Origin of the sequence: Streptomyces sp. NPDC001027, assembly GCF_040299045.1 — a bacterium.
Lineage (GTDB): Bacteria > Actinomycetota > Actinomycetes > Streptomycetales > Streptomycetaceae > Streptomyces.
In genome coordinates this window covers 61,618-75,702 of sequence record NZ_JBEPBI010000008.1, presented here as the reverse complement: position 1 = coordinate 75,702, position 14,085 = coordinate 61,618, and the positions used below count along the sequence as shown (strand labels likewise).

Annotated in this window: 14 protein-coding genes; 7 read left to right on the top strand and 7 right to left on the bottom strand. The window is 73.8% G+C overall.

Translation table 11 applies throughout. From position 1 onward, the window contains the following. Positions 1-18: 18 nt before the first annotated feature. Positions 19-993 (bottom strand): RluA family pseudouridine synthase, encoded by a 975-nt coding sequence (locus ABT300_RS04895; RefSeq protein WP_351672185.1) that lies wholly within the window; start codon positions 991-993, stop codon positions 19-21. Positions 994-1,109: 116 nt separating this feature from the next. Here ABT300_RS04895 and ABT300_RS04890 point away from each other — a divergent pair, with 116 nt between their 5' ends. Further along, positions 1,110-1,691: a GNAT family N-acetyltransferase gene (locus ABT300_RS04890; RefSeq protein WP_351672183.1), complete on the top strand. Its 582-nt coding sequence runs from the start codon at positions 1,110-1,112 to the stop codon at positions 1,689-1,691. 82 nt (positions 1,692-1,773) lie between these two features. On the opposite strand, the gene ABT300_RS04885 is transcribed toward ABT300_RS04890, so the two are convergent. Next, the gene (locus ABT300_RS04885; protein WP_351672181.1) at positions 1,774-3,351 is read right to left on the bottom strand and encodes an amino acid permease; all 1,578 of its coding nucleotides are present in this window, start codon (positions 3,349-3,351) and stop codon (positions 1,774-1,776) included. Positions 3,352-3,549: 198 nt separating this feature from the next. Here ABT300_RS04885 and ABT300_RS04880 point away from each other — a divergent pair, with 198 nt between their 5' ends. From ABT300_RS04880 to ABT300_RS04870, 3 genes are all read left to right on the top strand, one after another. After that, a complete protein-coding gene (locus ABT300_RS04880) occupies positions 3,550-4,197 on the top strand; it encodes a PadR family transcriptional regulator (protein ID WP_351672179.1) in 648 nt (215 codons plus the stop codon). 181 nt (positions 4,198-4,378) lie between these two features. Further along, the gene (locus ABT300_RS04875) at positions 4,379-5,407 is read left to right on the top strand and encodes an ATP-binding cassette domain-containing protein (protein ID WP_351672177.1); all 1,029 of its coding nucleotides are present in this window, start codon (positions 4,379-4,381) and stop codon (positions 5,405-5,407) included. Continuing rightward, positions 5,404-6,180, top strand: coding sequence for an ABC transporter permease (locus tag ABT300_RS04870; protein ID WP_351672175.1), 777 nt, complete (start codon positions 5,404-5,406; stop codon positions 6,178-6,180). The genes ABT300_RS04875 and ABT300_RS04870 overlap by 4 nt, the downstream gene beginning before the upstream one ends. A 236-nt stretch (positions 6,181-6,416) precedes the next feature. On the opposite strand, the gene ABT300_RS04865 is transcribed toward ABT300_RS04870, so the two are convergent. Both ABT300_RS04865 and ABT300_RS04860 read right to left on the bottom strand, forming a co-directional pair. After that, positions 6,417-7,262, bottom strand: coding sequence for a siderophore-interacting protein (locus ABT300_RS04865; RefSeq protein ID WP_351672173.1), 846 nt, complete (start codon positions 7,260-7,262; stop codon positions 6,417-6,419). Positions 7,263-7,383: 121 nt separating this feature from the next. Continuing rightward, positions 7,384-8,325: a 5'-3' exonuclease gene (locus tag ABT300_RS04860; RefSeq protein ID WP_351672171.1), complete on the bottom strand. Its 942-nt coding sequence runs from the start codon at positions 8,323-8,325 to the stop codon at positions 7,384-7,386. A 591-nt stretch (positions 8,326-8,916) separates the two neighbouring features. On the opposite strand from ABT300_RS04860, the gene ABT300_RS04855 reads away from it, so the two are divergent. Both ABT300_RS04855 and ABT300_RS04850 read left to right on the top strand, forming a co-directional pair. Further along, positions 8,917-9,513, top strand: coding sequence for a helix-turn-helix domain-containing protein (locus ABT300_RS04855; protein ID WP_351672169.1), 597 nt, complete (start codon positions 8,917-8,919; stop codon positions 9,511-9,513). Continuing rightward, complete coding sequence (locus ABT300_RS04850) at positions 9,513-10,229, top strand: helical backbone metal receptor (protein ID WP_351672167.1); 717 nt, start codon at positions 9,513-9,515, stop codon at positions 10,227-10,229. Before ABT300_RS04855 ends, ABT300_RS04850 begins: the two co-directional genes overlap by 1 nt. Here the strand turns inward: ABT300_RS04850 and ABT300_RS04845 are convergent. Next, a complete protein-coding gene (locus ABT300_RS04845; RefSeq protein ID WP_351672166.1) occupies positions 10,141-11,307 on the bottom strand; it encodes a TDT family transporter in 1,167 nt (388 codons plus the stop codon). The two genes, ABT300_RS04850 and ABT300_RS04845, sit on opposite strands and share 89 nt — an antisense overlap. A 70-nt stretch (positions 11,308-11,377) precedes the next feature. Here ABT300_RS04845 and ABT300_RS04840 point away from each other — a divergent pair, with 70 nt between their 5' ends. Continuing rightward, positions 11,378-12,322 carry a LysR family transcriptional regulator gene (locus ABT300_RS04840; RefSeq protein WP_351672164.1) on the top strand — a complete coding sequence of 315 codons (945 nt, stop codon included), beginning with the start codon at positions 11,378-11,380 and terminating at the stop codon, positions 12,320-12,322. Between the two features lie 104 nt (positions 12,323-12,426). Here the strand turns inward: ABT300_RS04840 and ABT300_RS04835 are convergent, their stop codons facing one another. Both ABT300_RS04835 and ABT300_RS04830 read right to left on the bottom strand, forming a co-directional pair. Next, positions 12,427-13,215, bottom strand: coding sequence for a gamma-glutamyl-gamma-aminobutyrate hydrolase family protein (locus ABT300_RS04835; RefSeq protein WP_351672162.1), 789 nt, complete (start codon positions 13,213-13,215; stop codon positions 12,427-12,429). Positions 13,216-13,283: 68 nt separating this feature from the next. Continuing rightward, positions 13,284-14,018 carry a FadR/GntR family transcriptional regulator gene (locus ABT300_RS04830; RefSeq protein ID WP_351672160.1) on the bottom strand — a complete coding sequence of 245 codons (735 nt, stop codon included), beginning with the start codon at positions 14,016-14,018 and terminating at the stop codon, positions 13,284-13,286. Between the last annotated feature and the right edge of the window lie 67 nt (positions 14,019-14,085).

Genomic DNA, 14,085 nt, shown 5'->3' with positions numbered 1-14,085 from the left:
CCGGTCTTCCGGCGCCGCTCACTGAGCGGCTCCCGGCTGTGCGGCGGCGGCCCAGCGGTCGTACGACGCCCAGGCCTGCAGCACACGCCCGCTGCGCAGCCGGTGCTCCGTTCCCGTGACCGGATCGGTGAACTCCAGTCCCCGCGCGAGCAGTTGCAGCGGACGCCGGAAGTCGCCGGCCGGCACAGGGGCGGCCACCTCGGGGTACAGCGGGTCCCCGAGGATCGGCACGCCGAGGGAGTTCAGATGGACGCGCAGCTGGTGCGTCTGCCCGGTCGCGGGCAGCAGCCGGTAGCGGCCGAGCCCCCGTGCGGCGCTGTGCTCGAGCAGTTCGACGCGGGTCTCCGCGTTCGGCTCTCCCGCCACCTCGTAGGCGGCCAGGACCCCGCGCTCCTTGACGATCCGGCTGCGCACCGTCCGCGGCAGGACCAGGCCGGGGTCGTACGGCGCGACGGCCTCGTACACCTTGCGCACCCGACGCTCACGGAACATCCCCTGGTAGGCGCCGCGCTCCTGCGGCCGCACCGTGAACAGCACCAGCCCGGCCGTGAGCCGGTCCAGGCGGTGCGCGGCGCCGAGCGCGGGGAGGCCCAGTTCCCGCCGCAGCCGGGCCAGCGCCGTTTCCGTGACATGGCTGCCGCGCGGGGTGGTGGCCAGGAAGTGCGGCTTGTCGACGACGACGATGTGCTCGTCGCGGTACACGATCTCCAGCGGGAAGGGCACGGGCGTCTCGGGCGGCAGTTCGCGGTGGAACCACACGAACATGCCCGGCGCGTACGGTGCGTCGGGCGCGATCGGCGTCCCGTCGGCGCCGACGACCAGGCCGGCCGCGAGCATCCCGTCCACGATCGGCGCGCGGGCCTCGCCGAGCCGTTCCACCAGGTGCTCCCGGACGGTGGCCCAGTCGCCCTCGCCGGGCAGCCGCACCCGCACCGGGTCGATGCCGTCGCGCTGCGGCAGGGGGGACGGCGGGGGAGGGGTGCGGCGTCTCATCGGGGTCCAGCCTACGGCGAGGGGGGCGCGGTGAGAGGCCCCGCGAGAGCCCGGGGCCCCTGCGGTGACGGGGAAATCCGGTTGACGGCCCGCGGCTTCTTGGCAGGATGCGGATCATGCCCTACACCGCCGACCCCGTCCTGCCCGCCGGCGCCCTTTCGAGCGCCCCGCAGCCCGAGCTCCGCACCGGCGACGGCCTGTTGCTGCGCCCCTGGCGGGCTGGCGACGCGCCGGCCGTCCACGCCGCCTTCCAGGACCCGGCGATGCACCAGTGGCACATCCGGGCCGCCGACTCCGAGGAGGAGGTCGCGGGCTGGATCGAGGAGTGGCGGACGTGCTGGCAGGAGGAGAGCAGCGCCCAGTGGGCCGTCGTCGACGCGCACACCGACGACCTGCTGGGCCGGGTGGCGCTGCGCGGCGTCCAGCTGGCCGAGGGCCTGGCCGAGGTCGCGTACTGGACGACCAGGGCGGCCCGCGGCAGGGGGGTCGCCCCGCGCGCCACGACCGCCCTCACCCGCTGGGCCTTCGACGAGATCGGCTTCCACCGCCTGGAGCTGATGCACGCCATCGCCAACGAGGCCTCCTGCCGGGTCGCCGGCAAGGCGGGCTTCGCCCTGGAGGGCGTCAGACGCAGTGCGGCACTCCATCAGGACGGCTGGCACGACATGCACCTGCACGCGCGCGTACAGGGCGACTGACCTCGGCCGCCCCACACGCACGCGTGCAGGCTCTGTTCCCGCCCTCGGACCGGACGTGCCTCGGACCGGACGCGTCGTCGGACTAGACGTGTCCTCGGACCGCCTCCGCCTCCGTCTCCGGGAGCGCGGTCGCCGGGGCGGTCGTGCGGCGGCGGTACGCGCGGAAGGCGACGCCCGCCGCGACCGTCGCGGTCAGGAACAGCACGGTGAACCACTGGAAGTACCAGTGGCCGCCCGCCGGGTCGTACACGGCGGCCCGCGGCCAGGCCAGGTTGACCGTCATCAGCAGGCCGTAGAGGAGCGCGAGGGCGTTCACCGGGACGCCCCAGCGGCCCAGGGAGAACAGCGGCGCGCCCGTCTCGTCCGTGCCGGCCGAGGAGAACTGGCCGCGCAGCCTGCGGACCAGCAGCGGGCCGGTGACCATCGCGTACGCCAGGTACAGCATCACGATGCAGGTGGTGCCGATGGCCAGGAAGGCGTCCGGGGACGCGAAGTTGAGCAGCAGCAGGGCCGCCGCGAGGACGCCGACGACCAGCGCGGGGGCGCTCGGCATGCCGGTGCGGGGGTTCACGCGTGCGAGGCGGGCGGAGAGGGGCAGTCGGCCGTCGCGGGCCATGGAGAACAGCATGCGGCAGGCCGCGGTCTGGATGGCGAGCGTGGCCACCGCGATCGCCACCACCACGTCGGCGAGCAGCGCCTTGCCGACGCCGTCGCCGAGGCTGCTGGTGAGGACGTAGCTGAGCCCGTCCACGCCGAGGCGGCCGTCGCTGAGGCTGGGCGCGGCCAGCAGTCCGCCGAGCACGATCAGCCCGCCGAGCAGTCCTGCCGCGCCGAGCGCGGTGAGGATGGTGCGGGGCGCGGTGCGCCGGGGGTGGTGGGTCTCCTCGCTCATCTCGCCCGCGCTGTCGAAGCCGATCATCACGTAGGCGGCCGTGAACGACCCCACCGCGAGCGCCCCGAACAGCCCGGACTGGGCCGCGCCCGTGGTGTGGAAGGTGATGCCGGGGCTCCGCTCGGAGTGGGTCAGCAGCAGGACGACGATGAGGACCGCGCCGATGATCTCCGCGGTCACGCCGACCCGGTTGACCAGGGACATCACCCGGTTGTCCAGGACGTTGACGAGGGTGGTCAGCACCAGCAGGACCACACCGAGCAGGGCCGCGTTGGCTGCGCCGTCGGGTGAGGTGGGCGCCGGGTCGTCGCCGATCAGCTGGAATCCCGACCAGATCGCCGGCAGCACCATCTGCAGCGCGAGAGCCGCCGCCGCGACCACCACGATCTGGCCGATCACCATGATCCAGCCCGCGAACCAGCCGAACGACGGCGTCGACAGCCGCGACGACCACTGGTAGATCGCGCCGGAGATCGGGTAGCGCGCCGCCAGTTCCGCGAAGCACGCGGCGACCAGCATTTGTCCGACCAGCACGACCGGCCACGTCCAGAAGAAGACCGGGCCGCCGAAGGCGTACCCGAAGGCGAAGAACTGGAAGACGGTCGTCAGGACGGAGATGAAGGAGAACCCGGCGGCGAACGAGGCGTACCGGCCGAGGCTGCGGTGCAGTTCCTGGCGGTAGCCGAACTCGGCGAGCGAGGCGTCGCCGTCGCCGGGGTGGTGCGGCGGGTCGGGACGTACGTCGGGGGAAGTCGTGGTCGTCGTCACGGCGGAACCTGCCTTGGGCCCAGGGAACGGAATTCCTGTCGGGCGACAGAAATTAGGGACGAGCTGTTTCGTGCGCGTCACGCGGGCGTGTCCGGACCGGGCCCAAGTCCTCACGTCGCTCCGGCGTCATCCGATCGCGTTACATCGCGTCTCTTGTGCTCCCCACCCGACTCGCGATATGTTCGGTTACGGATATTCGTGGCCGGGGAGAGTGAGGTGATCGCCGTGGCGGGCAAGCGCCGCAAGCTCGGCAATCCGTTGGCGCTCGCCGTGCTGACGACGCTGCTGCAGAAGCCCATGCACCCCTACGAGATCGCCCAGACCCTGCGCAGTCAGGGCAAGGACACCAGCACGAAGACCAACTACGGCTCGCTGTACACCGTCGTGCAGAACCTCGAGAAGCACGGTCTCGTCGAGGTGACCGGCGTCGAGCGCCAGGGCAACCGCCCCGAGCGCACGGTCTACGGGCTCACCGGGGCCGGGCGGGAGGAGATGGCCGAGTGGCTGTCCGACCTGCTCGCCATCCCCGCCAAGGAGTACCCGATCTTCGAGACGGCGCTGTCGCTGATGGCCGCGCTTCCGCCGGAGGAGGTGGAGAGGCTGCTGGAGACCCGGCTGAGCTCGCTCGAGGTGCAGCTGGCCAGCGGGCGCGGCGCGCTGGCGAAGGTCTCGGAGACGGTGCCGCGGCTCTTCCTCGTGGAGGTCGAGTACCAACTGCACATGGTCCAGGCGCAGGCGGACTGGGTCGGCGGCTTTCTCGAGGAGCTGAGGAAGGGCTCGCTGCCGGGCGTCGACGCATGGCGGCGATTCCACGAAACGGGGGAGCCGGCCGACTTCACACCATGAGAGAGCAGACCCCGGAAGGCCTGTTGCACCAGGCCCGCCGGGGTCTCGAACCCCGAGCTGAACCCGCCGAGAGGCAGTTCCAGGCGATCGAGGTGCGGCACACCCAGGATAGCCCGGTGCTTCTCCGACGGATCAGCGAGTCATGTCCGCTCACATCCGCTCGACTCAGGAGAGCATCGTCATGAGCGTTACTCGTGCGCCCGCAGTGCAGGCGCGTCGACTCGTCAAGACCTACCCGGGCGGCGTCACCGCGCTGGACGGTCTCGACGTCACCGTGGAGTCCGGCACCGTCTTCGGGCTGCTCGGCCCCAACGGCGCCGGAAAGTCCACCACCGTCAAGATCCTGACCACGCTGGCCCGCCCCGACTCCGGCTCGGCCACCGTGGCCGGTCACGACGTGCTGCGCCACCCGGACCGGGTGCGCCGGGCGATCGGCGTGGTCGCGCAGCACTCCGGCGCCGACCCGGTCGCCACCGGGCGCGACAACCTCCGCCTCCAGGGCAGGCTCTACGGCCTGAAGGGCGCTGCCCTGGACCGCCGGGCCGACGAACTGCTCGAGCGTTTCGCGCTCACCGACGCCGCCCGGCGCCCGGTCAAGGGCTACTCCGGCGGCATGCGGCGCCGGCTCGACGTGGCCCTCGGTCTGGTGCACCGGCCCGAGGTGCTGTTCCTCGACGAGCCCACCACCGGCCTCGACCCCGAGGCCCGCGCCGCCATGTGGGACGAGATCGGCCGGCTGGCCGGTGAGGAGGGGCTGACCATCCTGCTCACCACCCACTACCTGGAGGAGGCCGACCGGCTCGCCGAACACGTCGCGATCGTCGACCGCGGCAGGATCGTCGTCACGGGCGCCCCCGACGCCCTCAAGGGCGAGCTCCGCGGCGACTCCGTGCACGTGCGGTTGCGCGGCGAACTCGGGGACGGAGGCCGCACGCTGCTGCGGGGCGCCCTCGGCGGACTGCCGGGCGTGCACGAGGTGGTGTGCGAGGGGACGACGGTGAGCGTGCGCGCGCAGGACGGCGCGGCGGCGGTGCCCGTGCTGCTGGGGGCGCTGGAGCGGGCCGGGGTCGCCGTCGCCGGCGCGACCGTGGCCCGCCCGTCCCTCGACGACGTCTACCTGCGCTACGCCGGCCGCCGTTACGCCGAGGCGGATGCCGGCGGCGCCGGCGGCGCGTCCGACCCGCTCGTCCTCGCCGGGGGCGCCCGATGAGCACGACGATCATGCAGACCTGGTGGATGACGCAACGTCAGCTGATGGTGTTCGCCCGTCAGCCCGCCTACGCCGTGATCACGCTGATCCAACCGGTGATCTGGCTGTTCCTCTTCGGCGGCCTCTTCAGGGACGTCGTCGAGCTGGGCGGTTTCGGCACCGGCTCCTATCTGGACTACCTGGTGCCGGGCGTCGTCGTGATGAGCGCGCTCGCCTCCAACCTGTGGGCGGGCATGGGCACGTTGGAGGAGATCCAGCGCGGCACGCTCAACCGTTTCCTGACCACCCCGGCCAGCAGAGCCGCGCTGATGAACGGCAACGTCGTCCACAACGGCATAGTCACGGCGCTGCAGTCGGCCGTCATCGTGCTGCTCGGCCTGGCGGGCGGAGCGGAGTACCCGGGCGGGTTCGTGGGCGTCGTCGTCCTGGTCGCCGCCTCGGTGCTGCTGGGCACCGTCTTCGGGGCGCTGTCCAACGCGCTGGGCATGCTGGTGCGGGAGCGGGAGTCGATCATCGGCGTCAACACGTTCCTGCTGCTGCCGCTGACCTTCCTCTCCAGCGCGTTCATGGCGCCGGAGGGGATGCCCGGCTGGATCCGGCAGGCGGCCCGCTTCAATCCGCTGGACTGGGCGATGGTCGCGGGCCGTTCGGCCCTGTCCGCCGATCCCGACTGGGGTGCGGTGCTCGTCCGCGGCGGAGGGCTGCTCGCGCTCGCGGTGGCGGCCGTCTGGCTGTCGATCCGGACGTTCAGGTCGTACCAGCGGTCGGTCTAGGGCGGCGAGCGGACGTCGGGCGGCGAGCGGACGTCGGGCGGCGGCACGAGCCGGCTCGCGACGGCCACGAGGCGCCGGGGGAGTCAGGCGGTCCGCTCAACGGAGCGGCCCGCTCGACCGGGCGCCCGCTCCACGGGGTGCCCGCTCCACGGGGTGGGCCGCTGCACGCGGTGGCGTCCGTGCTCTACGGGACGGGCCGTGGCCGCCGCCCGGTGCGCCGGGGCCACTCGTGCCGGTCACGCGGCCGGGCTCGCACCCTCCTGCTCCGCCTCCACGCGCGCGTTCCACTCCCGCTTCGCGGCCTGCCAGCCGTCCTCGTCGTGGCCGAGCCGCCAGTAGCCGGAGATCGACAGGTCGTCACGGGGGATCTGCAGCTCGACGCGCAGCAGGCGGCGCAGCTCCTTCACGCCGGCCGCCTCGCCGTGCACGAACGCGTGCGGGCGGCCCGCGGGGAACTCGAGCGCCCGCACGGCCGCGACGAGTTTCTCGCCGACCGGCCGCCCGTCGCGGTGCAGCCAGACGACCTCGACGTCGGAGTCGATCTTCTGCTCCTCCTCGGGGCCGCTCACCTCGATGAAGGCGTGGGCGACGGCGCCGGCGGGCAACGCCTCCAGGGCGGCCGCGATGGCGGGCAGGGCGCTCTCGTCGCCGGCCAGCAGATGCCAGTCCGCGGAGGGGTCGGGGGCGTACGCGCCGCCGGGGCCCAGGAAGCGGACGGTCTCGCCCGGCTGTACGCGCGCGGCCCACGGCCCGGCCAGGCCCTCGTCGCCGTGGACGACGAAGTCGAGGGTCAGCTCCCGGTGTTCGGCGTCCCAGTGACGCACCGTGTACGTCCGGGTCACGGGCCACTGGTCGCGGGGGAACTCGGCCCGCACGCGCTCCAGATCGAAGGGCTCCGGGTAGTCGACGCCCTCGGGGCCGAAGAGGAGCTTGACGTAGTGGTCGGTGCAGGAGCCGGCGTCGAACTCGGCGAGCCCCTCGCCGCCGAGCACGACGCGCTGCATGTGCGGGGTGAGCCGTTCGGTGCGAACGACCTGCGCGGAGTGGGCCTTCCGCGGCTTCCGTGCCGGACGTTCTGCCATGACGGCCTCCCAGTCATCCTTGCTTAGGTAAACCTAAGTTAGCATCTCTCCCTTGCGTACGCCCTCAGGTCCGGAGTCCGATCTCGACTCGTTCCCTGCGGCCTGATCCAAACGACAGGCCCTAAGCGCGCCGTGCCCCCAGCGTCGTCAGCAGCCGCTGCAGCGACCCGCCGAGACCCCAGCGCTCCGCCAGCGCCTCCAGTGTCTCTCCGTCCCGCGGCGCGTGCGGAAGCGTCGTCGTCACCTCGGGCAGCGGCACGTCGTCGGCGACCTTGACCACCTTGGGCGCGACGGCGACATACGGCCGCGACTCGTCCAGCCGCCTGCGCTGCGACGGCGTCAGCTTCGCCTTCGGATCGTCGACCGCCGCCATGATCCCGGCCAGATCGCCGAACTCCGTCAGCAGCTTGGCCGCGGTCTTCTCCCCGATGCCCGGCACGCCCGGCAGACCGTCGCTCGGGTCACCGCGCAGCAGGGCGAGATCCGCGTACCCGCGCCCGTCGACCCCGTATTTCTCGCGCAGCCACGTCTCGTCCGTCAGCTGCAGCGAGCCGACGCCCTTCAACGGGTACAGGACCCGCACCCCGCGTGCGTCGTCCACGAGTTGGTAGAGGTCGCGGTCGCCGGTGACGATGTCGACCGGGCCCTTCGCCCGCCCGGTGAACGTGCCGATCACGTCGTCCGCCTCGTACCCGGCGACGCCCACGCGCGCGATGCCGAGCGCGTCCAGAACCGCCTCGATGATCGGCACCTGGGGCGAGAGGGTGTCCGGCACCTCCTCCTCGTCCGGTCCGGTCGCGCGCTCCTCGGCGACGCGGTGCGCCTTGTAGGAGGGGATGAGGTCGACCCGCCACCGGGGGCGCCAGTCGGCGTCCATGCAGGCGACCAGGTCGTCCGGCCGGTGGTCCTTCACCAGGCGGTCGATGAACTCCAGCAGTCCGCGCACCGCGTTCACGGGCGTGCCGTCCGGCGCCCGCACGGAGTCCGGGACGCCGAAGTAGGCGCGGAAGTACAGCGAGGCGGTGTCGAGAAGCATCAGTCGTCCGGTCACGCCACGCATCATGCCGCACGGACGCCCCGCCCACCGGCGGGCGTTCACCCCGGTGTCGCGGGCCGAACCGGAGTCTCGGCCCGGCCGGCACGGATATCGGCGGCTGATCCGGGGCAGGAAAGCCGGGCGGCGCGGTGACCTGACAGCATCGCGACCGTCCTTCGAGGGGCGGGCCCGCCGGACCGCCTGCGCGGCGGTCGGCGGAGCCCGTCCCTCGTGTCGTGGTCGACGCGCGGTCGTGTCGGGGCGGAGGCGCGGCTGTTTCTCGGTCGAGCGCGGTCGAGACCTCGTCCACAGCATGGATCCGGCCAACCACAGAGCGCTACGCTCAGACCCCGACCGGCTCCCCCCGAGGCCGGGGACGAGCGGGAACACGGGCGGCCGTCCGCGCATTGAACGGGTAGGCGGCGGGGCGGGCCTCCCGCCGGACCCTGGGCGGTCCCGCCGACTGGCGTGAAGTGTGAGGTCGGAGGTCACGCCGGGTGTCGTCGATGTGACAGGCCCGTGAAACGGTTTGCCGAACATGCGTAGGGTGCAGAGAACTCATCAGAGGACGTGTCCGAGGACACACGGCGCCGACGAGCGAAGGAGGGAGCCGGAGCGATGGGCGACCACAAAGAACAGCCCTTGCGGGTGGGCGCGGCCGTGCGGCGCCGGCGCCGCTCCCTGGAGCTCACTCTCGCCGTCGTGGCCGAGCGCAGCGGCCTCTCCGTCCCGTTCCTGAGCCAGATCGAGAACGACCGGGCGCGGCCCAGCACCAGCTCCCTGGAGAAGGTCGCCGACGCCCTGCGCACCACCGCCGTGGAACTCCTCGCCGCCGCCGACCCGGCCTGCAGCGTCGACGTCGTCCGCGCCGAGATCGTCGAGCCGGGAGCGGGCGCCGGGCCGGAGCCGGAGCCGCGCTCGCGCTCCCTGGTCCGCGGACACCACCAGATGCACGCCTCCGAGTTCACCGGCGACCATGACGCGGGCCGCGAGTTCCAGTACCGCAACGACCAGCTGATGTACGTCGCCGACGGCGCGGTGGAGATCGAGGCGGAGGGACGCGCGTACCGGCTGGGCCGCGGCGACACCCTGTACCTCACCGGCGGGGTCCGCCACCGCTGGCGGGCGACCGTGCCGGACACCCGCGTGGTCGTCGTCGCGGTGGCCGAGCACATCGAGGCGGTACGCGACCGGGACCGGGGCCGGAAGCGGTAGTGCGGGTCGTCTCGCTCGTGCCCTCGCTCACCGAGGCGGTGGTCGCGTCCGCGCCCGGCGTCCTGGTCGGCGCCACGGACTGGTGCTCCCACCCGGCCGACCTGGACGTCGCCCGCGTCGGCGGCACCAAGAACCCCGATGTGGGACGTGTCGTCGCGCTCGCGCCGGACCTCGTGATCGCCAACGAGGAGGAGAACCGCGGGCCGGACCTCGCGGCGCTGCGCGCGGCCGGCCTCGACGTGCTGGTGACGGAGGTCCGCGACGTCCCCCAGGCCTTCCGGGAGCTCTCGCGGGTGCTCCGGGCGTGCGGCGGACCCGAGCGACCGGCATGGCTCGCCGAGGCGGAGCAGGCGTGGGCGGCGCCGACGCCGCTGGCCCGCCGCACGGCCGTCGTGCCGATCTGGCGCCGGCCGTGGATGGTCCTGGGCCGCGACACGTTCGCCGGCGACGTGCTGGCCCGTCTGGGCGTCCGGCATGTGTACTCCGGGCACCCCGAGCGCTACCCGCGGACGGCGGTCGAGGAACTGCTCGCCGCCTGCCCGGACCTGGTCGTCCTGCCGGACGAGCCCTACCGCTTCACCGCCGACGACGGCCCGGAGGCCTTTCCCGGCCTGCCCTGCGCGCTGGTCAGCGGACGGCATCTGACGTGGTACGGGCCGTCACTGGCCGAAGCGCCGCGGGTGCTCGGCGGGGCGCTGCGAGCAGCTCTCCGCTGAGCAGCCCCCGGACGGTGTGCGCCGCGACCACCCCCCAGGCGGTCACCAGGGCGACGTACAGCGCACAGGCGAGCAGGCCGTAGGCGACGAGCCCGGTGTGCCGGGCCAGCGCCGCGGCCCCGGTCACACAGGTGCCGACCGGGAAGGTGAACGCCCACCAGGTCATCGCGAAGCCCATCCCGTGCCGGCGGGCACGCACCAGGTGCGCGGCGGCCAGGCACAGCCAGAGCAGCGCGAACCCCATCACAGGCGCCCCATACAGCACGGCGAGCACGGCGAGTCCGCGGCCGTCCGGTCCGGGCAGCACCCCCGGCGCGACCTCCGCGAACCGTGCGACGGCCGTGGTGGACTGCCCGAGCGGGCCGAGGACCAGGAACAGGGCCGGCGTCAGGACGAGCGGCAGCGGCCCGCCGGTCACCAGCCGCGCGAACACCAGCGGCAGCATGACGAACGTGCCGAGCAGACTCATGCCGAACAGCGCGACGCACGCGAGCAGCAGCGTCTCCCGCGGCTGTCCGGCGGGCAGGTGGGGCGCCAGCGACGGGCCCACCGCGGCGGACACCATGGGCGCGACCAGCGGCAGCAGCCACACCGGCGTCGCCTGGGAGGCCTCTGCCCGGTGGCGCACGGCCATCAGGTACGGGACGGCGACGGCGGCGACGAGCGCGACGGCCGTGCCCACGGTGAAGAGCACGGCGTCGAGGGCGACCGCGGCCGGTGTGCCGATCCAGTCCCGGCCGACGGCGAGCGCGCCGCCCCCGACGGCGAGCAGCGCCATCGCGAGGCAGCCGTAGAACGGCGCCGTCGCCGGGTCGAGGAGATGGGCGCGGGCCTGGTCGCGGTGGTGCCGCCAGTGCAGCGCGCGGGCGGCGAGCACAACCAGCAGGAGCACCAGGGAGAGCGCCCAGAACGCCGCGCAGAGCGGCCGCAGCCCCGGCAGTTGGACCGGAAGCGCGGCGCCCGCCGTGCCGAGGATCGCGGTGCCCATGACCGTCGCGTACCACTGCGGTCCGAGGTGACGGACGGCGCCGGCGCGCGGACGGGACAGGGCGAACAGGGGCTGGGCGGCGGTGACCATGACTCCACGGTCGCCCGGCCGGGCGACGGCCACCAGGGACGATGACTCTATGAGGGCATAAGCTGGGCTTATGGGGAGTGCTGCGGGTGCGCGGGACGCGCGGGAACAGGGGCCCGGCGTCGGGGGTTCGATCGCGCACCGCGTGCCGGACCTGGGCGCGTTGGAGCTGTTGCTGGCGGTGGCCAGGCTGGGCAGCCTGGGCGCGGCCGCGCGTGAACTGGGCATCACCCAGCCGGCCGCGAGCAGCCGGATCCGTTCCATGGAACGGCAGTTGGGCGTGGCCCTGGTGGACCGCTCGCCCCGCGGCTCCCGTCTGACGGACGCGGGCGCGCTGGTGACCGACTGGGCGCGGCGGATCGTCGAGGCGGCGGAGGCCTTCGACGCGGGGGCGCAGGCGCTGCGCGACCGTCGCGACTCGCGGCTGCGGGTGGCGGCCAGCATGACCATCGCCGAGTACCTGCTGCCCGGCTGGCTGCTCGCGCTGCGCGCCGGCCGGCCGGACACCGCGGTGTCGCTGCTGGCGGGCAATTCGGCGGCCGTCGCCGAACGGCTGCTGGCCGGGGAGGCGGATCTCGGCTTCGTGGAGGGCCTCACGGTCCCGGCCGGCCTGGACTCCGCCGTGATAGCCCACGACCGCCTCATCGTGGTCGTGGCGCCCGCGCACCCCTGGGCCCGCCGCGGGCGCGCGCTGCCCGCCGCCGAACTGGCGTCGACGCCGCTGATCCTGCGGGAGAAGGGCTCCGGGACGCGTCAGGTCCTGGACACGGCCCTCGGCGGCCTGGCCCGCCCGCTGATCGAGCTGTCCTCGACGACGGCGGTGAAGGCGGCCGCGGTGAGCGGCGCGGGGCCCGCGGTCCTCTCCGAACTGGCGGTCGGCGAGGAACTCGCGCTGCGCCGGCTCGTCGGCGTCCCGGTCGAGGGAGTCCCCCTGGCCCGGGACCTCAGAGCCGTCTGGCCGACGGGCCACCGCCCCACCGGCCCGGCCCGCGAACTGCTCTCCCTGACGCGAGGCTGACGGACGCGAGGCTGACGCGCGCGGCGACGAGACGCGCGCGGCTACGCGGCGGCCCAGGGGCGAGACGTCCGCGTGCGAAACCCCCGCGTGCGAGACTGCCCGCGTTACGAGCCGTTCGCGGGGTGCGGGGTCAGCCGGGCGGGGCGGGACGCCGCCGTCACGAGGGCGCGGACGACCCGCACGTCCTCGCCCATCTCGGGATGCCACTGCACCCCGAGCACCCACCCGGCCGAGGGCAGCTCGACGGCCTCCACGGTGCCGTCCGCCGCGTGGGCCGACGGCACGAGGCCCGTGCCCAGACGGTCCACCGCCTGGTGGTGGTAGGTCGGCACCAGGTCCCGCCCGTCGACGATCCTGCCGTACAGGGTGCCGGGCACCGGCTCGACCGGGTGGCCGCCGAAGACGCCCTCCGTCTCGGCGTGCCCGTCGAGGTGCTGGATCAGGGTGCCGCCGAGCGCGACGTTCAGCAGTTGCATGCCCCGGCAGACGCCCAGCAGCGGGACGTCCGCCGCCAGCGCCGCCTCGATCAGGGCCAGCTCCCACGCGTCCCGCTCGGGGGCCGGCGGGCCGGTGCGGGGATCGCGCTCGGCGCCGTAGCGGGCCGGGTCGACGTCCGGGCCGCCCGCGACGACCAGGCCGTCGAGGCGGGCCACGGTCGCCGCCGCGTGTTCGGGCGCGTCCGGCGGGAGCATCACGGCCAGCCCCCCGGCCCGCTGGACGAGCCTCGGATACGCCGCAGGCAGCAGCGCCGCCTCCAGCTCCCACACCCGCCAGCGCGTGCCGGGCTCCAGATACGTGCTGATGCCGATCAGCGGCCGCCTGCCGCCCGGCCCGTCCGGCCCGCCGGCCCCCTCCGGCGACTTCGCGCCGTGACCCGTCACCGTCACCGTCATGCGTCCTCTCCGTGGACCTTCAATGGACGTCATTCGAACCTTTGCCTGCCGTTTCCGCGCGTTTCACGTCACGTCAGGAAGCCCCTGAGCAGGGCCGCCGTTCCCGCGCAGTGCTCCCGCATGATCTCCCGCGCGCCGTCCGCGTCCCGGTCCAGCACCGCCTCCACCAGCGCGGTGTGCTGCCGCTGCGAGTGTTCCAGGTTGCGCACCAGCAGCGGGATGCAGTCGAGCAGGTCGTTCACCGTGGCCCGCACCGCCGCGTACCGCGCCGTCAGCGAGGGTGAGCCGGACAGCTCGGCGAGGGTCAGATGGAGCATCGTGTCGAGTCGACGGTAGTCGGCCGGGGACGCGTTCCCGGTGGCGGCGAGCGCCTCGCGCAGCCGGCGCCCCTGCTCGTCCGTCAGACCGTGCGACGCGCACAGGCCCGCCGCGCCCGTCTCCAGCACCTCCCGGAACCGCAGCACGTCCTCCACGTCGGTCCTGGCGATCCGCCGCCGCAGCTCGTCCTCGCCGCCGGCGTCCGGGCGCGGCAGGACGAACGTCCCGCCGTACCGGCCCCGGCGGGACTCGACCAGCCCCTGGTCCTGGAGGACCTTCAGCACCTCGCGCAGCGTCACCCGGCTGATGCCGAGCCGCTCCGCGAGGTCCCGCTCGGCCGGCAGCCGTCCGCCCCCCGGGACCAGACCCAGTCGTACGACCTGCAGGATCTGCTCCAGCGCCTCCTCGAAACCGTTTCCGGCCCGCACCGGCCGCAGCACCGGCGTCAGCCGGTCGTCCGGTCCGCCGTCATCGTTCACCGGCATCGGGCCGCGCCCCCTTCCCAAGCAATGGTTCTCCGCAATACCTTATGACTCTCGGCCCGCCCGAAGA